General features: G+C 65.6%; 18 protein-coding genes and 1 tRNA gene. 14 read left to right on the top strand and 5 right to left on the bottom strand.

Annotation, left to right across the window (positions count from 1 at the left end):
* The first annotated feature begins 6 nt into the window (after positions 1-6).
* From B3098_RS28080 to B3098_RS28050, 7 genes are all read left to right on the top strand, one after another.
* A complete protein-coding gene (locus tag B3098_RS28080; RefSeq protein WP_175125456.1) occupies positions 7-1,266 on the top strand; it encodes a YeaH/YhbH family protein in 1,260 nt (419 codons plus the stop codon).
* Entirely contained in the window at positions 1,263-2,816 is a 1,554-nt protein-coding gene (locus B3098_RS28075; RefSeq protein ID WP_175125455.1) for a SpoVR family protein, read from the top strand. The genes B3098_RS28080 and B3098_RS28075 overlap by 4 nt, the downstream gene beginning before the upstream one ends.
* Positions 2,817-2,961: 145 nt before the next feature.
* Positions 2,962-3,052, top strand: a tRNA-Ser gene (locus tag B3098_RS28070).
* A 114-nt stretch (positions 3,053-3,166) separates the two neighbouring features.
* The gene (locus B3098_RS28065) at positions 3,167-4,099 is read left to right on the top strand and encodes a LysR substrate-binding domain-containing protein (protein WP_175125454.1); all 933 of its coding nucleotides are present in this window, start codon (positions 3,167-3,169) and stop codon (positions 4,097-4,099) included.
* A gap of 200 nt (positions 4,100-4,299) precedes the next feature.
* Positions 4,300-5,238 (top strand): hydroxymethylglutaryl-CoA lyase, encoded by a 939-nt coding sequence (locus tag B3098_RS28060; protein ID WP_279974972.1) that lies wholly within the window; start codon positions 4,300-4,302, stop codon positions 5,236-5,238.
* A gap of 29 nt (positions 5,239-5,267) precedes the next feature.
* The gene (locus B3098_RS28055; RefSeq protein ID WP_175186375.1) at positions 5,268-6,446 is read left to right on the top strand and encodes a CaiB/BaiF CoA transferase family protein; all 1,179 of its coding nucleotides are present in this window, start codon (positions 5,268-5,270) and stop codon (positions 6,444-6,446) included.
* A gap of 69 nt (positions 6,447-6,515) precedes the next feature.
* Positions 6,516-7,481 (top strand): Bug family tripartite tricarboxylate transporter substrate binding protein, encoded by a 966-nt coding sequence (locus tag B3098_RS28050; RefSeq protein ID WP_286900467.1) that lies wholly within the window; start codon positions 6,516-6,518, stop codon positions 7,479-7,481.
* A 52-nt stretch (positions 7,482-7,533) separates the two neighbouring features.
* Here B3098_RS28050 and B3098_RS28045 read toward each other — a convergent pair whose 3' ends face one another.
* On the bottom strand, positions 7,534-7,761 hold the full coding sequence (locus B3098_RS28045; RefSeq protein WP_175125437.1) for a hypothetical protein: 228 nt from the start codon (positions 7,759-7,761) through the stop codon (positions 7,534-7,536).
* Between the two features lie 222 nt (positions 7,762-7,983).
* On the opposite strand from B3098_RS28045, the gene B3098_RS28040 reads away from it, so the two are divergent.
* The 3 genes from B3098_RS28040 to B3098_RS28030 all read left to right on the top strand — a co-directional run bounded on the left by B3098_RS28040 (position 7,984) and on the right by B3098_RS28030 (position 10,886).
* Positions 7,984-8,913 (top strand): NUDIX hydrolase, encoded by a 930-nt coding sequence (locus B3098_RS28040; protein WP_286900463.1) that lies wholly within the window; start codon positions 7,984-7,986, stop codon positions 8,911-8,913.
* 82 nt (positions 8,914-8,995) lie between these two features.
* A complete protein-coding gene (gene nadC, locus B3098_RS28035) occupies positions 8,996-9,880 on the top strand; it encodes a carboxylating nicotinate-nucleotide diphosphorylase (protein WP_286900460.1) in 885 nt (294 codons plus the stop codon).
* A gap of 19 nt (positions 9,881-9,899) precedes the next feature.
* On the top strand, positions 9,900-10,886 hold the full coding sequence (locus tag B3098_RS28030) for a tripartite tricarboxylate transporter substrate binding protein (protein WP_286900457.1): 987 nt from the start codon (positions 9,900-9,902) through the stop codon (positions 10,884-10,886).
* 86 nt (positions 10,887-10,972) lie between these two features.
* Here B3098_RS28030 and B3098_RS28025 read toward each other — a convergent pair whose 3' ends face one another.
* The gene (locus tag B3098_RS28025) at positions 10,973-11,650 is read right to left on the bottom strand and encodes a tellurite resistance TerB family protein (protein WP_286900455.1); all 678 of its coding nucleotides are present in this window, start codon (positions 11,648-11,650) and stop codon (positions 10,973-10,975) included.
* A 207-nt stretch (positions 11,651-11,857) separates the two neighbouring features.
* Here B3098_RS28025 and B3098_RS28020 point away from each other — a divergent pair, with 207 nt between their 5' ends.
* Positions 11,858-12,256, top strand: a complete 399-nt coding sequence (locus B3098_RS28020; RefSeq protein ID WP_056327870.1) for an OsmC family protein — start codon at positions 11,858-11,860, stop codon at positions 12,254-12,256.
* A gap of 81 nt (positions 12,257-12,337) precedes the next feature.
* On the opposite strand, the gene fabI is transcribed toward B3098_RS28020, so the two are convergent.
* The 3 genes from fabI to gloB all read right to left on the bottom strand — a co-directional run bounded on the left by fabI (position 12,338) and on the right by gloB (position 15,512).
* The gene (fabI, locus tag B3098_RS28015) at positions 12,338-13,123 is read right to left on the bottom strand and encodes an enoyl-ACP reductase FabI (RefSeq protein ID WP_286900451.1); all 786 of its coding nucleotides are present in this window, start codon (positions 13,121-13,123) and stop codon (positions 12,338-12,340) included.
* Positions 13,124-13,264: 141 nt separating this feature from the next.
* A complete protein-coding gene (locus B3098_RS28010; protein ID WP_175139097.1) occupies positions 13,265-14,683 on the bottom strand; it encodes a transglycosylase SLT domain-containing protein in 1,419 nt (472 codons plus the stop codon).
* Positions 14,684-14,690: 7 nt separating this feature from the next.
* Positions 14,691-15,512, bottom strand: a complete 822-nt coding sequence (gene gloB, locus B3098_RS28005; RefSeq protein WP_175125415.1) for a hydroxyacylglutathione hydrolase — start codon at positions 15,510-15,512, stop codon at positions 14,691-14,693.
* Positions 15,513-15,531: 19 nt separating this feature from the next.
* Here gloB and B3098_RS28000 point away from each other — a divergent pair, with 19 nt between their 5' ends.
* The 3 genes from B3098_RS28000 to B3098_RS27990 all read left to right on the top strand — a co-directional run bounded on the left by B3098_RS28000 (position 15,532) and on the right by B3098_RS27990 (position 18,104).
* Positions 15,532-16,311 (top strand): class I SAM-dependent methyltransferase, encoded by a 780-nt coding sequence (locus tag B3098_RS28000; protein ID WP_175139096.1) that lies wholly within the window; start codon positions 15,532-15,534, stop codon positions 16,309-16,311.
* 50 nt (positions 16,312-16,361) lie between these two features.
* A complete protein-coding gene (gene rnhA / locus B3098_RS27995; protein ID WP_175139095.1) occupies positions 16,362-16,823 on the top strand; it encodes a ribonuclease HI in 462 nt (153 codons plus the stop codon).
* Between the two features lie 198 nt (positions 16,824-17,021).
* On the top strand, positions 17,022-18,104 hold the full coding sequence (locus B3098_RS27990; RefSeq protein ID WP_286900446.1) for an efflux RND transporter periplasmic adaptor subunit: 1,083 nt from the start codon (positions 17,022-17,024) through the stop codon (positions 18,102-18,104).
* Positions 18,105-18,132 lie beyond the last annotated feature (28 nt).

Raw genomic sequence — 18,132 nt, 5'->3', positions numbered from 1 at the left:
TGAATCATGAATTCACTGATCGATCGCCGTCTTAACGGTCGCAACAAGAGCGCCGTTAACCGGGAACGCTTTCTGCGGCGTTACAAGGATCAGATCCGCAAGGCGGTACACGGGATGATCCGTGACCGCTCGATCCAGGACATGGATCAAGGCGGTGAGATCAATCTGCCCGCCCGCGATATTTCCGAGCCGACATTCCGGCACGGCGCGGGCGGCGACCGCGAAATGGTGCATCCGGGCAACCGCGAATTCGCCAAGGGCGACACCTTCGACCGGCCGCAGGGCGGGCAGGGCGAGGGCGGCTCCGAGCCGGGTGAAGGTGAATCGGTGGACCAGTTCACCTTCAGCCTGTCGCGTGCCGAATTTCTGAACCTCTTTTTCGAGGATCTGGAACTGCCGCACCTGGCGCGCAACCAGCTGGGCGAAGTCAGCCAGAAGAAGTGGCAGCGCGCCGGCTACACCACCACCGGCTCGCCCAGCACGCTGAGCATCAGCCGCACGCTTAAGTCATCGCTGGCGCGTCGGGTGTCGCTGGGCGTGAAGGCGCGCGCCGACCTGCGCGATGCCGAGGACGCGCTGGAAGAGGCCAAGGCTGCGGGTGTGTCGCAGGCCCGAATCCGCGAGCTGGAACAGGAGGTCGAGGATTGCCGCGAGCGCCTGGCGCGCGTGCCGTTCCTGGACGACCTGGACCTGCGCTATCGCAACCGCGTGTCGGTCGCCATCCCCATGGCGCGCGCCGTCATGTTCTGCCTGATGGACGTGTCCGGTTCCATGGACGAGGGCAAGAAGGATCTGGCCAAACGCTTCTTCACGCTGCTCTACCTGTTCCTGTCGCGCAAGTACGAGCACGTCGATCTGGTGTTCATCCGCCACACCGACAACGCCGAGGAAGTGGACGAGCACACGTTCTTCTACGACCCCAAGAGCGGCGGCACAATCGTGTTGTCGGCGTTGGAGCTGATGCGCGAGATCCTGGAAAAGCGCTATCCGCCGTCCGCGTGGAACGTCTACGCGGCGCAGGCCAGCGACGGCGACTCGTTTGGCGCCGATGCGGGCAAGAGCGCGCGATTCCTGGCCGAACATCTGCTGCCTTCGTCGCGCTACTTTGCCTACATCGAAATCCCCGACTCGCAGGAAGCCCGCAAGAGCAGTCTGTGGGCCGAGTATGAACAGAAACTGGAGCCGCACTTCGTCATGCGGCGCATTTGCGACCGCGGGGAAATCTTTCCCGTGTTCCACGACCTGTTCAAGAAGGAGACCGCATGAACGCCAACATGGGTGCGCTCGTGGAGCCGGGATCGGACGGCGGTGTCCGGCCGATCTCGCAGGGTTCCGAATGGACGTTCGAACTGATCCAGACCTATGACGACGCGATCTCGCAGATTGCGCGCGAATACGGCTTGGACACCTATCCGAACCAGATCGAGGTCATCACCTCGGAACAGATGCTGGACGCGTACGCATCGGCGGGCTTGCCCATTGGCTACCCGCATTGGTCGTACGGCAAGGAATTCATCCGCAACGAGCAGTACTACCGCCGCGGCATGCAGGGGCTGGCGTACGAAATCGTCATCAATTCCAACCCGTGCATTTCTTACCTCATGGAAGAGAATTCCATGCCGATGCAGGCGCTGGTGATCGCGCATGCCTGCTACGGGCACAATTCCTTCTTCAAGGGCAACTATCTTTTCCGGCAATGGACAGACGCCGACGGTGTGCTGGACTACCTGGTGTTCGCGCGCAAGTACGTGATGGCGTGCGAAGACCGCTACGGCATCGACGCCGTGGAGTCGCTGCTGGACTCGTGCCATGCGCTGTCGCATCACGGCGTCGACCGCTACAAGCGCCCGACGCCGGTCTCCTTCAAGGAAGAGGCCACCCGCCAGGCCGAGCGCGAGGAACACGCGCGCCTGCAGTACAACGACCTGTGGCGCACGCTGCCGCGCATCGAAGCGGACAAGGACACGCGCGTCGCCGCGTCCGTGTTTCCGCCCGAGCCCGAGGAAAACCTGCTGTACTTCATCGAGAAGTACTCGCCCAAGCTGGCCCCGTGGCAGAAGGAGCTGGTGCGCATCGTCCGCAAGGTCGCGCAGTATTTCTATCCGCAGACCCAGACCAAGGTCATGAACGAAGGCTGGGCCACGTTCTGGCACTACACCATCCTGAACCGCCTGCACGAGAAGGGGCTGGTGAACGACGGCTTCATGATGGAGTTCCTGCAAAGCCACACCAACGTCGTCAGCCAGCGCGGCTTTGACGAGCGCGGCTATGGCGGCATCAACCCGTACGCGCTGGGCTTTGCAATGATGTCGGACATCCGCCGCATCTGCGAAGCGCCCACGCCCGAAGACCGCCGCTGGTTCCCCGACATCGCGGGCGGCGACTGGTTGAAGACGTTGGACTTCGCCATGCGTAATTTCAAGGACGAGTCCTACATCTCGCAGTATCTGTCCCCGCGCCTGATCCGCGAATTCCGCTTCTTCGCGATCTCGGACCACCAGGCCAACCCCAAACTGGAAGTGGCCGCGATCCACGACGACGAAGGCTACCGCGACATCCGGCGCCTGCTCGCCGCGCAGCACAATCGCGACAACCTGGTGCCCGACATTCAGGTCGTCCGCTTCAACCGCGACACCGACCGCTCGCTGGTGCTGCGCCACTTGAAGAGCCGCGGCCGGCCGCTGGCCGGTGAAGATGCCGAACAGGTCATGAAGCATCTGGCACGTCTGTGGGGATTCCGCGTCCGGCTGGAAGAAACCGAACCGGACGGCACGATCAGCTCCTACCGGGAGCAGGACCCGCCCGCGTCGAAGTAATGACGCCGGCAGGGGAAGGGACGCGCGTAGTGCGTCCCTTTTTGTTTGCCCGCTTGCTGTGCTGTTGCCGATTCTGCTAGAATCGCGGATTCGCATTTTCAGCAGCGCCTTTCATCAGCACCGAAAGGCCCCTGGAAGTGCAGTAGGACAGGTGGCCGAGTGGTTGAAGGCGCACGCCTGGAAAGCGTGTATACGTCAAAAGCGTATCGGGGGTTCGAATCCCCCTCTGTCCGCCAGGAATACTGGCAAGGCCGCCAAGCCCCCAAAAAGCGGCCAAGCCAAAAAGGCCCCAATCTCCCAGAGATCGGGGCCTTTTGCATTTCCGGGAATCGTTACGGTACGCTCGTGCCATGACTTTCGACCTGCCGATTCGATCATCCGCGCCTCGCCTGGATCTCTACAGCCTGCAGGTCTTTGTGGCCGTGGTTGAAGAGGGCAGCATTGCCGCGGCCGCCGCGCGTGAGCACATTGCGCCCTCGGCGCTGAGCAAGCGGCTGTCGGAGCTGGAGCGCATCCTGGATGTGGTGCTGATCACGCGGCATGCTCGAGGGGTGGCGGCGACGGGCGCGGGGCATGCGTTGGCGCGCCATGCGCGGGCGCTGCTGCATCAGGCGCGCGGCCTCACCGACGAGATCCGCGATTTTTCGTCGGGCGTGCGCGGGCATGTGCGCATCGCGGCAAACCTCTCTTCCATCACGCAGTTCCTGCCCCAGGATCTGCGGCGCTTTCTGACGCTGCACCCCGGCGTGCAGATCGATCTGGAGGAGAACGTCAGTTCCGCGGTGACGCGAGCGGTGCAGCAGAACATGAGCGATATCGGTATCTATACCCAGACCGACGACGACAGCGGGCTGCAGAGTTTTCCGTACCGGCGCGATGTGATGACGCTGCTGGCCAACCGGTCTCATCCGCTGGCTGCGCGGGAGCGCGTGGCGTTTGCCGACACGCTGGAATACGACCACGTCGGCATGCACCGGGGCAGCGCGGCGAACTACCTGTTCACGCGCGAGGCGGCAGCCATCAATCGGACGGTGCGGCTGCGGTTCCAGGTCACGTCATACGATGCGCTGGTGTCGATGGTGCGCTGCGAGCTGGGCATTGGCATCGTGCCCGTGGAGGCGCTGTCCCTCTTCGATTGCGGCGATCTACGGATTATCCCTTTGACGGACGCGTGGGCGCGTCGCCAGCTCAAGTTGTGCGTGCGCAGCAATGAGCCCCTGTCCGGCGCTGCCCGGTTGCTGATGGAGCACCTGCTGCAAGAGGCCGCCGCCTCCGGCAATTGAGGCAGGTCTTTCGGGATTCGGATCCGGATGTTGCGTAGCAAAATCCGGACGGCCAACGCAGGCGCCGCCGCGCTCAGCCATCGCGAATGGCGATGCCCCGCTGAAGAATCGCGATTTGTGCCACGCCGGCGGACCTCGGAAGATAGCTCATCAAGCCCATGGACCGCCCGCCGCGCGGGCGCGAGGAGAGAGAGAGAGACGTGAGCCTTCCAAGCCGAGTGCAGATCGTGGAGGTGGGACTGCGGGACGGGCTGCAAAGCGAGCCCGAGTTCGTGCCCACCGACACCAAGGCTGCCATCCTGAATGAACTGATTGCCGCCGGCGTGCGCCACATCGAGGCAACCTCGTTCGTGTCGCCCCGGGCGGTGCCGCAGATGCGCGACGCCGCGGAGTTGCTGGCGCTGGCGGACAAGCGGCCGGGCGTGGTGTTGAGCGCGCTGGCGCCGAACCCGCGCGGTGTTGAACGCGCGCTGGCATCGCGTGCCGATGAAGTCGTGGTGTTCCTGTCGGCCAGCGAAAGCCACAACAGAAAGAACCTGAACCGGTCCGTGGAGCAATCGCTGCGCGACATCGACGATGTGGCGGCGCTGTTGCAGGAACATCCCATGCGGCGCAAGGGCGCCATCGCGGTCGCCTTCGGTTGTCCGTTTGAAGGCGATGTCGATATCGCCACGTTGAAGACCATCGTGGCCGAGTTTGCCCGCCTGGATTTCGACGCCGTCACGCTCGGCGACACGACGGGCATGGCGACGCCGCGGCTCGTGCGCAAGACGGTGGACGCGCTGCGCGCCGCGTTTCCGGCCATGGATTTTTCCCTGCACTTTCACAACACGCGCGGCCTCGGGCTGGTGAATGTGGTCGAGGGGCTGCACGCCGGCATCACGTCCTTTGAATCGTCGCTGGGCGGCTTGGGCGGCTGTCCGTTCGCGCCCGGGGCGACGGGAAATGTCTGCACCGAGGACACGGTCAACCTGCTGCACGAGATGGACATCGAGACGGGCATCGACCTGGCGGCGCTGATCCAGGCGTCGCGGCATCTTGAGCAGGTGATGAAGCGCCCGTTGTCAGGACAGGTGATGAAGGCCGGGCCGCGTCTTGCCTTGCACGATTACGACGGCGCCGTGGCCGCCGTTGGCTGATTTCCGCAACCCTGGATTCAAAAGAACCCATGCCTTTATCCGGATTCCGCATTCTGGATCTGACCCGCATCATCTCGGGTCCGTTCTGCACCTCTCTGCTTGCCGACATGGGCGCAGAGGTCATCAAGATCGAGACGCCGGGCGAAGGCGACCCGGTGCGCGCCCAGGGCGTGATACGCGACGGCCTGAGCTGGTACTTCGCCAACTACAACCGCAACAAGAAATCCGTCACGCTCGACCTTTACAGCGAGGAAGGCAAGGCCGTGCTGCGGCGCCTGATCGCCGAATGCGATGTCATCGTCGAGAACTACCGTCCCGGCGTAATGCAGAAGATGGGGCTGGGCGACGAGGCGCTCAAGGCGCTCAAGCCCGACATCATTCATTGCAGCATCAACGGCTTTGGTACGACGGGGCCTTATCGCGACCGGCCGGCATTCGATTTCATCGCGCAGGCGATGAGCGGGTTCATGAGCCTGAATGGCGCGGAAAGTCAGCCGCCCATGCGCGCGGGCCCCCCCATCAGCGATCTGGTGGCCGGCATGAATGGCGCGCTCGGCATCGTGGCGGCATTGTTGCGCCGCGAGCGCACCGGGCAGGGCGACAGCGTCAGCGTGAGCCTCCTGGGCAGCATGATCGGCCTCTTGAGCTTTCAGGCGTCGAACTACTTTGCCGATGGCCGGCTGCCTGCGCGCACGGGCAACGATCACGGCATCGCGTCGCCCTACGGGCTGTTCGAGACGGCCGACGGGCAGGTCGCAATCGCGCCCAGCAACGACGTCGTCTATCACAAGCTGCTGGACGCGTTGGAGCTGCCGGAACTGCGCGCCGATCCCCGTTTTGCGACGAACGCCGATCGCATGCGCAATCGTGGCGCCATCACCGAGGCCATCCAGACGCGCACGCGCCAGCACACCAGCGCCCACTGGATCGAACGCCTGAACCGGTTCGGCGTGCCGTGCGGTCAGGTGCTGAACCTTCAGGAAGTGTTCGAGGATCCTCAGGTGCAGGACCAGCGCATGGCGATCGACGTGCCGCATGGCGACCATGGCGATGTGCGGATGCTGGGCTTCCCGATCAAGTTTGCGCAGGCCGAAGCCCGGCCCGTGCAAGCCGCGCCCGCGCTGGGCGCCGATACTCGCGATGTGCTGCTGCGATTCGGATTCGCACAGGAGGACATCCGCGGTTTGCAGGAACGCGGCGTCATCTGAATGCGCCGCGGCAGGACCACCAAGGCGATACAGCCTGCCCATAAAGCAATAACGACGGAGACAAACGACATGCTACGCAACCTTCTGCTTTCAGCTTGCGTGCTGGGCGTCGCGGCAGGCGCCCACGCCCAGGAGTCCTACCCGAATCAACCCATCCGCATCATCGTGCCGTTCACGCCGGGCGGCGGCACGGACTTCCTGTCCCGCACAGTGAGCGCCAAGCTGGGCGAGACCGCCAAATGGAACGTGGTGGCCGAGAACCGGCCGGGCGCCGGCGGCACCATCGGCATCGGCGCGGCCGCGCGCGCCAAGCCGGACGGCTATGAAATCGTCATGGGGCAGGTCGACAACCTGGCGGTGGCGCCTTCCATCTACAGCAAGCTCTCCTACGACCCGATCAAGGACTTTGCGCCGATTGGCATCGTGGGCGAAGCGCCCCTGGTCATCGTGGCCGGCAAATCCAGTCCCTACCAGACCTTGCAGGCGCTGATCGAAGCGGCCCGCAAGGCGCCGGGGGCCGTCAACTACGGGTCGCCCGGCGCCGGCACCATCACGCACCTGGCTGCCGAACTGCTCCAGCAGCGCGCGGACGTCAAGCTGGTCCACGTGCCGTACAAGGGGTCGGGGCCCGCCATGGCGGATCTGCTGGGCGGGCAGGTGCCGGTGATCTTCACGTCCATCCCGTCGGCGGCGCCGCAGCTCAAAGCCGGCAGCGCGGTCGCGCTGGCCGTCACCTCGCCGCAGCGCAGCCCGGCGCTGCCCGACGTGCCGACCGTGGCGGAACTGGGTTATCCCGGCTTTGACGTACGGGTCTGGTATGGCTTGCTGGCGCCCGCCAAGACACCCAAACCCATCATCCAGACGCTGAACACGGAGCTCAACAAGGTGCTGGCATTGCCGGCGATGCAGGAGGCCTTGGCCGCTCAGGGTGCGCAAGCCATGCCCACGACGCCGGAACAGTTCGCGGCGACCATCAAGCAGGACTACCAGAAGTGGAAGCCTGTGATCGAGGGTGCGAAGGTGAAGCTGGACTGAGGGTATCGCCGGCTTTGCGCCGGCGATCCCTATGCGCGGAACACGTTGCGCGTCACGTCTTCGGCGTGTCGTACGACGTATCCAGCACGTCGTCTTCGGGCGTGATGACGCCCGGTTCGCCAGGTTCCGCAATGGCGCGGCCACGCCGCGGCATGCCTGCGACGACGTTGCTTTCATCCGGCATGGGCAAGGTCTCGGTACCCTTGCGCGGGTCTGTCGGGGGCTTTTGTTCGTCCGCACCCTTGGACGCAGTGGTGGGATCAGGGGTGGTTTTCAGCATGGCGATTGCTCCGACTGCGCGCGAGGCCAGGATGGCGCCGCGCCTGGACATTGATCCATCTTAGAACCCCCATCCCGGTGAGGCAGCGTTCTGGATGTCACGATTGCAAGGGGCTGTTGCAGCACGAGCCCATCAAAACTTGCCACACTGCGTCCTTATAATCTCGAGCTTCGCGCCGCCATTTTCTGCCGACCGCCCATTCTCGATATCCCCACGCCCACCTTGACCGAATCCGTCGAACGCTCCGTCCATGCTGAACTCGTTGCCGTGCTGGTTGCGGTGACCAACGGCGAGCCGCGGGTGCTGACGACGGACGATGCCAGGGCGTTGCCGGCCGGGCCGTTCGAGTTGTCGCACCGGTCGCTGCAGGCCGGCTTGCGCGATTGGGTCGAGGCGCAGACGCATCATCCGTTGGGGTATGTCGAGCAGCTGTATACCTTTGCGGACGGCGATCGCTCGGATGAGCCCGGCGGGCGGGTCATCTCGGTCAGCTACCTGGGCCTCACGCGTGAAGCGGGCGAGACGGGCGTTGCGCAAGTCGGCTGGCAGGACTGGTATCGCTACTTTCCGTGGGAAGACCGCCGCGCGGGCACGCCGGCGCTCGTCGAGGATGTGATCGTGCCGCGGCTCACCGCGTGGTGCGAAGGCAGCGCGGACGCATCGGTCCGCGCGCGCCGCCAGCAGCGCGCGGCGATCACCTTTGGACTGGATGGCGCGGCGTGGAATGAGGACATGGTGCTGCAGCGCTACGAACTTTTGTTCGAAGCCGGGCTGGTGCCCGAGGCGGTGCGGCGCACCGGCGAAGCCGCGGTGGTGCCCGGACAGCCGATGCGCCACGACCACCGGCGCATCCTGGCCACCGGCATTGCGAGGCTGCGCGCCAAGATCAAGTACCGTCCGGTGGTGTTTGAACTGATGCCGGACGAGTTCACGCTGTTGCAGCTGCAGATGGCAGTCGAGGCGCTGGCGGGGCGTGGGTTGCACAAGCAGAACTTCCGCCGCTTCATCGAGCAGCAGGATCTGGTCGAAGAGACCGGCGCCATGGCGACCGGCACCGCCGGCCGGCCCGCCAAACTGTTCCGGTTCCGGCGCGACGTGCTGCTGGAGCGGGCCATTGCAGGCAGCAAGCTGCCGGTGTCGCGCGTCGTTTGACGCTTGACAAGGCTTATACTCATATTTAGCATAAGTGGTGCGCAATCCTTGCGCGCCTTTTTTTACGCTACAAATACTCAAAATGAGCATTAAAGCCGCAAAGCCCCTCGCAGCCGATCGCCTTCCCGTTCCGCCGCTGCCGGACGTCATGCTGGAGCCGCTCGTCCGGGCGGCGTTGTTGGAGGACCTGGGCCGCGCTGGCGACCTGACGACCGACGCCATCGTGCCGGCCGATGCCACGGCCGAAACGCGGCTCGTGGCGCGGCAGGAGGGCGTGCTGGCGGGATTGGATCTGGCCCGGCTGGCGTTCCGCACGATGGACGCAAACCTGGCATTTACGGTGTCACGCCGCGATGGCAGCGATCTCGAGCCCGGGATGGAAATCGCGCGCATTCAGGGCAATGCGCGCGCGATGCTTAGCGCGGAGCGGGTGGCGCTCAATTTTCTGTGTCACCTAAGCGGCGTGGCGACAGCCACGGCGTCGATTGCTCGGGCCATCTCGGATTTCGGCGCGCGTGTCACGTGCACGCGCAAGACCATGCCGGGGCTGCGGGCGGTGCAGAAGTACGCGGTGCGCGTGGGAGGCGGCAGCAATCACCGTCATGGGCTGGACGACGCGGTACTCATCAAGGACAACCACATTGCGCTGGCCGGCAGCGTGGCGACCGCCGTCGAACGGGCGCGCGCCGGCGTGGGCCACATGGTGAAGATCGAGCTGGAAGTGGACACGCTGGAGCAGCTTGAAGTGGCGCTGTCGCTGGGCGTGGACGTGGTGCTGCTGGACAACATGAGCCTGGATGACCTGCGCCGCGCCGTCGCGATGGCGCGGGGCCGGGCGATTACGGAAGCCTCGGGCCGGATCACGCCCGAAACCGCGGCGGCCGTGGCCGCTACCGGCGTGGACCAGATCGCCGTGGGTTGGCTGACGCACAGCGCCAAGGTGCTGGACATTGGTCTGGACGCCTGACATTTCATTGGTCCCGAACATGAAACGCCTGCTGCTTTCGTCTCTTACGCTTGTTGCTCTGTCGCTGACGGCCTGCGGTAATCCGCCCTCGGGCGAGGCGCCGGGCGATGCGTCGTATCCGTCGCATCCCATCACGATCGTCGTGACGTTTCCGCCCGGCGGCGGGACCGATCTGCTTGCACGCCGCATCGGCGCCAGTCTGCAGGAGTCGTTGGGGCAGCCGGTGGTGGTGGAGAACCGGCCGGGCGCCAGCGGCAACATCGGTGCGCGGATCGTGGCCGAGTCGCCGCCGGACGGCTACACGCTGCTGATGGTGAACAGCTCGTTTGCGATCAACCCGGGCGTCTATCGCAATCTGGGCTTCTCCCCGAAACGGGATTTTGCGGCGGTCATCAATGTGGCTTTCGTGCCCTCGGTGTTTGTCGTGCCGGCGGCGTCGCCTTTGCGCAATCTGGATGACGTGATCGTGGCCGCCGTGCCGGACAAGCCGCTGGCGTTTGCGACGTGCGGCAATGGCACACCGCAGCATCTGGCGGGCGAGATGCTGTCGCGCAAGACGGGCGCGGTGATGCAGCAGGTGCCGTACAAGGGATGTGGCCCGGCGCTGACCGATGTGATGGCGGGGCAGGTGGGCGTAGGGGTGGTGACGGCTTCCAGTGCGGCGCCGTTGATCGCCGCGGGCAAGCTGCGCGCGCTGGCCGTGACGTCGCCCGCGCGGTCACCGCTCATGCCCACCGTGCCGACGGTGGCCGAGCAGGGCGTGTCAGGCTATGCGCTGGATCAGTGGCACGGCCTGTTGACCCCGGCGGCGACGCCGCCGGCAGTGGTCGACAAGCTGAATGCGGCGGTGGGGAAGATCGTGCGGCGGCCGGATGTGCAGGCCGCGCTGCGTGAGCAGGGCTTTACGCCTGCCAGCAGCTCGCCGCAAGAGTTTCAGCAGATGATCGGCGCGGACATCGACCGCTATACGTCGTTGACCGAGGCGATCGGGTTGCGGGCGGATTGAACGGCAAAGCGGCCGATCCGGCGCGTGATGCGCGGAATCGGCCGCGGAGGGGGCTGGAACTACGGTTGCAGCGTCAGCCGCTGTTATCAGACAGCCGCCTTGGCGTGCTGCTCCAGTTGCTCCTTCAGGCCTGGTTCCAGCTTGAGCTGACGCGCCAGCTCATCCAGGTACGCGCGCTCCATGTAGCTTTCCTCGTCCACGACGAGCAGGCTGGCCAGGTACATTTCCGCCGCCATTTCGGGCGTCTTGGCCGACTGGGCAATGACGCTGGGATCCAGCGGACGGGACAGCTCGGCTTCCAGCCAGCGGCGGTCCTGGGCGTCGGATGACAGCTTGGCCAGTTCCGTTTCCAGCAGCGTTTTTTCCTCGGGGCCGATGTGGCCGTCGGCCTTGGCCGCGCCGATCATGGCGGTGAGGACGGCGTTGCTGTGCTGTTCGGCCTCGGGGGCGGGCAGGCTGTCCAGCGTCTGGGGCGGGGCAGTGGGCGCGCCCGCCTGCTTGCGCTGCCAGTCGCCGTAGGCGCGATAGGCCAATGCGCCCAGCGCGGCCATGCCGCCGTACATGGCGACCTTGCCGCCGATCTTGCGGGCCTTCTTGCTGCCCATCAAGAGGCCGAGGGCGCCTGCGCCCAGGGCGCCGCCGCCCAGGCCGGAAAGCAGGGACGATCCCTTGCCGCCGGTGGCGTTCTGCACGCGGTTTGTGGTGTCGGAAAGCAGCCCTTGTCCGGACTGCAACAGTTGATCAAGTAATTGCCGGGCGCTCATGCGGCCTCCTGTAAAACGGTCGGTCAGGGATATCGGACCGTGGCCGTCGCAGGAAGTTCAGCTAACCGTCAGGCGGTTGATCCGGCCCCGGAAGGCTGCGGCAAGTGCTACAACCGTCCTTGTCGCCGGCCGACCGGCCGCCCCATGCAGGCGCAGCCAGATCATCCAAGGCTGTCCCTGGTAGTCCCAACACAGGAGAACCGATCCATGAGCATCCGCGTGCGCCAGAATGCGCCCCAGTCCCTGCAATTCACCGCCACGGCCGAAGGCCACGACCTGCCGCTGGACATGCCCAAGCCGCAAGGCGAGGGGCCGGACCCGCACGATTACTTCGATACCGCGCTGGGCGGCTGCAAGGCGATGACGCTGATGGTCTACGCGCAGCGCAAGGGCCTGCCGCTGGAATCGGTGGGGGTGGAAGTGGTGCGCGATGCCAGCGAGGAACGCCGTGGCATCTACCGCCTGACCGCCAAGCTGACGCTGCACGGCGAGTTGTCCGATGCGCAGATCGACGAATTGCTGGCCGTGGCCGAGAAGTGCCCGATCCACAAGCTGATGACGGCGGTGGACGTGCAGGTGTCCACGCTGATCGTGCGGCCGGACTGAGAAACAGGAAATCGGAGAAGGGGCCGGAGAAACCGGCCCCGTTCGGCAAGGCGGGGCGCCAGGCCCCGTCCCAAGAAAGTCTTACTCTTCCATGCCCGGAACGATGGTCGAGAAGCCGCCGTCCACGTGGGTGATCTCGCCGGTCACCCCGGCAGCCAGGTCCGACAGCATGAAGGCCGCGACGTTGCCGACGTCTTCGATGGTGATGTTGCGGCGCAGGGGGGACTGGTTTTCCACGAATTTCAGGATGGCCGAGAAGTCCTTGATGCCGCTGGCGGCCAGGGTCTTGATCGGGCCGGCGGAGATGCCGTTGGCACGGATGCCGCGGGGGCCCAGCGCCGTGGCCAGGTATCGCACGCTGGCTTCAAGCGACGCCTTGGCCAGACCCATCGTGTTGTAGTTGGGAACCACGCGCTCGGCGCCCAGGTAAGTCAGCGTCAGCACGGAACCGTTGCGGCCTTCCATCAGGGGCAGCGCGGCCTTTGCCATGGCGGCAAAGCTGTAGGCCGAGATGTCGTGGGCGATGCGAAAGCCTTCGCGCGACAGGCCGTCCAGGAAGTTGCCGGCAATGGCTTCACGCGGGGCGAAGCCAATGGAGTGGACCAAGCCGTCCAGGCCGTCCCAGTGCTTGCCCAGTTCGGCGAAGGCGCCGTCGATCTGGCTGTCTTCGGCCACGTCGCAGGGCAGCACGATCTTGCTGCCGAATTCGGCGGCGAATTCGCTGACGCGGTCCTTGAAGCGGTCGCCCACGTAGGTGAACGCCAGTTCGGCGCCTTGCTGATGACAGGCGCGCGCGATGCCGTAGGCGATGGAACGGTTGGAAAGCACCCCGGTGACCAGGATGCGCTTGCCGGCGAGAAAGCCCATAGATGTGTCCTTGAAATTTTTCCCTTCTGGAGGCCGCCTATTTTAGGGAATTTGGCGGTCCAGCGGGCGAGACGGCGCGGCCCCCTTGCGGGGTGCCGCGCCGGGGTGTCGCGCCGAGTGTGCGGCGATTATGGCGGGAGGTTACCCGCGCGCGTTTGTGCCCGGCACGCGCAGCTGCGTGCCGATCTTCAGGGCACTGCCCTTGATGTTGTTGAGCGCACGCAGCGCGTCGACCGTGGTGCCGTATTGCTTGGCCAGCGAGAACAGGGTGTCGCCCTGGCGGACCTTGTGGCTGCGGACGTTGGGGCGGGCGCTGGAAACGCGGGCGGCGGGCGCCTGCGTGGTGCGGCCACGCGGGGCGGCGGCCTTGTTGTCCTGCGGCGCCGCGTCCAGCGCGCCCACCGGCGGGGCCAGCGATGCGATCTGCACGCCGCCCGTGCCGGGGTCGCCCGGCACCAGCAGCGCCTGGCCGTTCGCGGATTTCTGGCGGCGGCTGATGTCGTTGGTCTCGCGCAGAGAAGCCTCGGACACGCCGAAGCGCTTGGCGATGGCCGCGTAGGACTCGCCGCGCCGGGAGTGGTAGACCTTCCAGGCGGACAGGTCGCCCTTGTAGTTGGTGAGGTTGGCGTTGAAGATTTCGACGCGATCGGCTGGCAGCAGCAGGGTGGGGCCGTGGTCGCCGCGGATGACCGGGCGGTTGAAGGACGGGTTCAGGGCCTTGAATTCGTCCAGCGGCATTTCGGCCAGCTTGGCGGCGATTTCAAGGTCGATGTCGCTGTTCTTCTGCACCGTCACGAAGTACGGCGTGTTGCCCACGGGCGGCAGGGCCACGGCATAGCGCTGCGGATCCGCAATGATGTTCTTGATGGCCTGCAGCTTGGGCACGTAGTTGCGGGTCTCGTCCGGCATGTTCAGCGACAGGTAGTCGGTGTTCTGGCCGGCGGCCTCGTTCTTGGCCATGGCGCGCTGCACCGAGCCTTCGCCCCAGTTGTAAGAGGCCAGGGCGAGGTACCAGTCGCCCTGCATTTCAAACAGCTTTTCCAGGTAGTCCAGGGCCGCGTTGGTCGAGGCGATGGGATCGCGGCGCTCGTCGCGCCACCAGTCCTGCTTCAAGTTGAAATGCTGGCCCGTGGCCGGCACGAACTGCCACAGGCCCGAAGCCTGCGCGCGGGACAGCGCCGTCGGGTTGTACGCGCTTTCCACGAAGGGCAGCAGCGCCAGCTCGGTCGGCAGACCGCGGCGGTTGATCTCGTCAACGATGAAATACAGGTATTTGCCTGCGCGTTCCGCCATGCGCTGCACCGCCTCGGGGTGGGACGCGTAGTAGTCGGTCCACTGCTTGGAGAGGTCGGTATTCAGGTTGGGGATCGCGAAACCGCGGCGGATGCGGTCCCAGGCGTCGGCCGGCGGGTTGGTCAGGTCGATCGTGCGGGAAGTGTCCCGGGCGATGTATCGGCCTTGGGAATTGGTGGTGAGGTTCTTGCTATCGGGGGCTTTGGTTCCTGCGCAACCGGCGAGGACTGCCAGCATGAGCGGCAGAAGGAGTCGGGATAGATTCATCAGGTGGTCACTTGAAATCGTTCTTCCATTCACGAAGGGAGGCAAAAACCTCTACCGGCGTTTGCTGGTGGCGTCCGGCCCAGCTTGCGGCGGCCTGGACGACGTCGGGCTGCTGCGTGCGCAAGAACGGATTGGTCGCGCGTTCCTGGCCGATGGTCGAAGGAAGCGTGGGGTGACCATCCGCGCGTAATTGCTGGGCCCGCAGGTGCCACGTTTGCAGGTCGCGGTTGGCCGGTTCGACGGCCGATGCCCAGCGAAGGTTCGCTAGAGTGTACTCGTGTGCGCAAAAAACTTTTGTATCCGGCGGTAAAGCGGAAAATTTTTCCAAGGAATCAAACATTTGCGCTGGGGTGCCTTCGAAAAGCCGGCCACAGCCCCCCGCGAAAAGCGTGTCGCCACAGAACAGCGCGTGCTCGACGCCGGCCGCGCGGCCGGCATAGGCGATGTGTCCGGCGGTGTGGCCCGGGACGTCCAGCACGGTCAGGTCCAGGTCCAGTTCCGGCAGCGTCACGCGGTCGCCTTCGGCCAGACGGACGTCGCAGCGCGGCAGCTTTTCGCGCGCCGGACCATATACGGTGATGCCCTCGATGCGGGACAATTCGAGCACGCCGCCCACATGGTCGCCATGGTGGTGCGTGAGTAGAATGGCGCGCAGCTTCAAGCCATGCTGATCCAGGAACTGCAACACGGGGCCGGCTTCGCCGGGGTCCACGACAGCCGCCAGGCCGTCCTGGACGATTGCCCAGATGTAGTTGTCGGAAAAGGCTGGCAAAGGCAAGACCGCGGCGTTGCGTTCGCGGCCGCCTGCGGGGGCGGTCAAGGCTTGCATGGGATTCGAAGGAAAAAACGTGGCAGAAGAAACTCCGCCGATTGTAGAACTGGCCGAATGGTTCCAGACGCCGCCGGGCCAGTACGTGCTGGCCTGGGAACGGGCCCAGTTCGACGCGGCCGTCGCGGATGTCTTCGGATATTACGCCTGGCAGGTCGGCCTTGCCGACCTGAACCTGTTGCGGGCGAACCGGATGCCGTTCAAGGGCTATGTGGGCACCGAGACCCCTGCGCCGGAAAATATGCCCGGCTGGCAGTCGCGCGTGGTCGTCGCAGAGCCCGAGGCTCTGCCGTTCGAATCGCAAAGCGTCGATCTCCTGATCCTGCCGCACACCTTCGAACTCACGCCCGATCCCCACAACGTGCTGCGCGAGGTCGAGCGCGTGCTGGTGCCCGAGGGGCGGGTCGTCATTTCGGGGTTCAATCCCTGGAGCATGTGGGGCGCGCGCACCCGCATGCCCGGCATGGAGCCCTGGCTGCCGCAGCCCCCGTCGTCCCAGGTGTCGCTTGTGCGGCTCAAGGACTGGTTCAAGCTGCTGTCGCTGGAAGTCGATGAAAGCCAGTTCGGCTGCTACGCGCCGGCCTGCCGCAGCGAAAAATGGCTGCAGCGCTGGGGCTTCCTGGAATCCGCCGGCGCCCGCTGGTGGAGCCTGGGCGGTGCGGTCTACATGGTCTCCGCGGTCAAGCGCGTGACCGGCATGCGTATCATCGGGCCTGCCTGGAAGACCAAACCCAAGCGCGCACGCGCGGCGTCGGTGGTGGTCAACCGCCAGGCGGACGACGGCTTCGACCCCTCCTGAACGGCCGGGCCGGCCTCACATTGCAAGAACAAGGACACGCACGCAGCACCATGCAGGACAACAAAGCGAACGATCAGAAAGTGGAAATGTGGACCGACGGCGCCTGCAAGGGCAATCCGGGTCCCGGCGGCTGGGGCGTGCTGATGCGCGCCGGCGCGCACGAAAAGACGCTGCATGGCGGCGAACTCCAGACCACCAACAACCGGATGGAACTGCTGGCGGTCATCGAAGGCCTGCGCGCCCTCAAGCGTCCGTGCGTCGTCACCATCCACACCGACTCGCAATACGTCATGAAGGGCATGACCGAGTGGCTGGCCAACTGGAAACGGCGCGGCTGGATCACCGCCGAGAAAAAGCCGGTCAAGAATGCCGAGCTCTGGCAGGCGCTGGATGAGCAGGTGCAGCGGCACACGGTGTCGTGGCGCTGGGTTCGCGGTCACGCGGGCGACCCCGGCAACGAGCGCGCCGACCAGCTTGCCAACATGGGCGTCGACGTCGCGCGCCGCGCCTGAACGGTATCGGCCGCCCCGCCGGCATCCGGAAATACCCTCAAATCGGCCCGCTAGGGCAGATTTAGTTCTTTCATCGCGCTTCAGGATTGTTCCAGTATGTAAATCCGGGTGCTAAAGTGCCTTCCCTTCCTCCAGTTCCTGCGGCGACGTCCGAGTGGGGCATGCCCGGTCCGCGTCGCAACACCGCCACTTTCGCGCATGAAAAAAGCTGTACTGCTGGCCGCCGTCGCGGCAGGGTTGGCCGCGGGGGCCGCGCTCGGCGTGTTTGTGCCGCGCTGGCTGGCGCCGTCCGCCGCTCCCGCCCCGGTCACCACCAAATCTCAAGCCGCGCCCGCCGCGCCGTCCCGCGTGGCCGTGGCCGCCGTCCAGGAAATCCCCTTTGCACGCGGCCTGTCCGCAGTGGGCAGCCTGCGTTCCGATGAGTCCGTCGTCCTGCGCCCCGAAGTGACCGGGCGCATCCAGGCCATTGATTTCAAAGAAGGCCAGCCCGTCAAGCAGGGTCAGTTGCTCATCCGCCTGGACGATTCGGTGCCGCGCGCTGAACTTGCGCAGGCGCGCGCGAACCTGACGCTGGCGCAAAGCCATTACCGCCGCGCCGTCGAACTGCAGGGCAAGGGCTTCGTCAGCCAGCAGGCGCGCGACGAGTCGGCCAGCACGCTGAAGGTGCAAGAGGCCGCCGTGGCGCTGGCCCAGGCCCGGCTCGACAAGATGACGATCACCGCGCCGTTCGCGGGCATCGTCGGCCTGCGTAGCGTGTCGGTGGGCGACTACGTGAACCAGGGGCAGGACCTGGCGCCGCTCGAGGCGATCGATCCGCTCAAGGTGGATTTCCGCGTGCCCGAGATGTACTTGAGCAAGGTGCGGGTCGGCCAGCAACTGACGCTGCGCCTGGACGCCTTGCCCGGCCAGGAGCGCCGGGGCCTCGTCTACGCGGTCAGTCCGCTGGTCGACGCGGGGGGGCGGTCGATCCTGCTGCGCGCCACCGTGGCCAACCAGGACGGCGTGCTGCGCCCCGGCATGTTCGCCCGCGTGCAACTGCTGTTCAACGAGGACAAGGCGCTGGTCGCGCCCGAGGCCGCGCTATCGCCGTCGGGCGAAACGCAGTACGTTTACCGGGTCGAGAACGGCGTGGCGCACCGGCGCGAAGTGACCATCGGCGAGCGCCGCGAGGGCCGAGTCGAGATCCTGACCGGCGTCGCCCTGAACGACCAGCTGGTGGTCTCGGGCCTGCAGCGCGTGACCGATGGCGCGCCCGTGACCATCGTGGGCAACGGCCAATAGCCGGCCCCTTACCCTTTCAGCGATAGCG

This window comes from Achromobacter sp. UBA2119 (assembly GCF_002331005.1).
Classification (GTDB): Bacteria; Pseudomonadota; Gammaproteobacteria; order Burkholderiales; family Burkholderiaceae_B; genus Achromobacter; species Achromobacter animicus.
Note: the sequence above shows the minus strand (reverse complement) of the source record. Positions and strands in the feature narration are given on the sequence as shown.

Excerpts from the sequence above, each read along its gene's own strand:
- rnhA (WP_175139095.1), top strand. The coding sequence starts at position 16,362 with ATGCAGGACAACAAAGCGAACGATCAGAAAGTGGAAATGTGGACCGAC.
- B3098_RS28030 (WP_286900457.1), top strand. The coding sequence starts at position 9,900 with ATGAAACGCCTGCTGCTTTCGTCTCTTACGCTTGTTGCTCTGTCGCTG.
- B3098_RS28020 (WP_056327870.1), top strand. The coding sequence starts at position 11,858 with ATGAGCATCCGCGTGCGCCAGAATGCGCCCCAGTCCCTGCAATTCACC.
- B3098_RS28065 (WP_175125454.1), top strand. The coding sequence starts at position 3,167 with ATGACTTTCGACCTGCCGATTCGATCATCCGCGCCTCGCCTGGATCTC.
- B3098_RS28025 (WP_286900455.1), bottom strand. The coding sequence starts at position 11,650 with ATGAGCGCCCGGCAATTACTTGATCAACTGTTGCAGTCCGGACAAGGG.
- gloB (WP_175125415.1), bottom strand. The coding sequence starts at position 15,512 with ATGCAAGCCTTGACCGCCCCCGCAGGCGGCCGCGAACGCAACGCCGCG.
- B3098_RS28010 (WP_175139097.1), bottom strand. The coding sequence starts at position 14,683 with ATGAATCTATCCCGACTCCTTCTGCCGCTCATGCTGGCAGTCCTCGCC.
- fabI (WP_286900451.1), bottom strand. The coding sequence starts at position 13,123 with ATGGGCTTTCTCGCCGGCAAGCGCATCCTGGTCACCGGGGTGCTTTCC.
- B3098_RS28055 (WP_175186375.1), top strand. The coding sequence starts at position 5,268 with ATGCCTTTATCCGGATTCCGCATTCTGGATCTGACCCGCATCATCTCG.
- nadC (WP_286900460.1), top strand. The coding sequence starts at position 8,996 with ATGAGCATTAAAGCCGCAAAGCCCCTCGCAGCCGATCGCCTTCCCGTT.
- B3098_RS27990 (WP_286900446.1), top strand. The coding sequence starts at position 17,022 with ATGAAAAAAGCTGTACTGCTGGCCGCCGTCGCGGCAGGGTTGGCCGCG.
- B3098_RS28080 (WP_175125456.1), top strand. The coding sequence starts at position 7 with ATGAATTCACTGATCGATCGCCGTCTTAACGGTCGCAACAAGAGCGCC.
- B3098_RS28075 (WP_175125455.1), top strand. The coding sequence starts at position 1,263 with ATGAACGCCAACATGGGTGCGCTCGTGGAGCCGGGATCGGACGGCGGT.
- B3098_RS28050 (WP_286900467.1), top strand. The coding sequence starts at position 6,516 with ATGCTACGCAACCTTCTGCTTTCAGCTTGCGTGCTGGGCGTCGCGGCA.
- B3098_RS28045 (WP_175125437.1), bottom strand. The coding sequence starts at position 7,761 with ATGCTGAAAACCACCCCTGATCCCACCACTGCGTCCAAGGGTGCGGAC.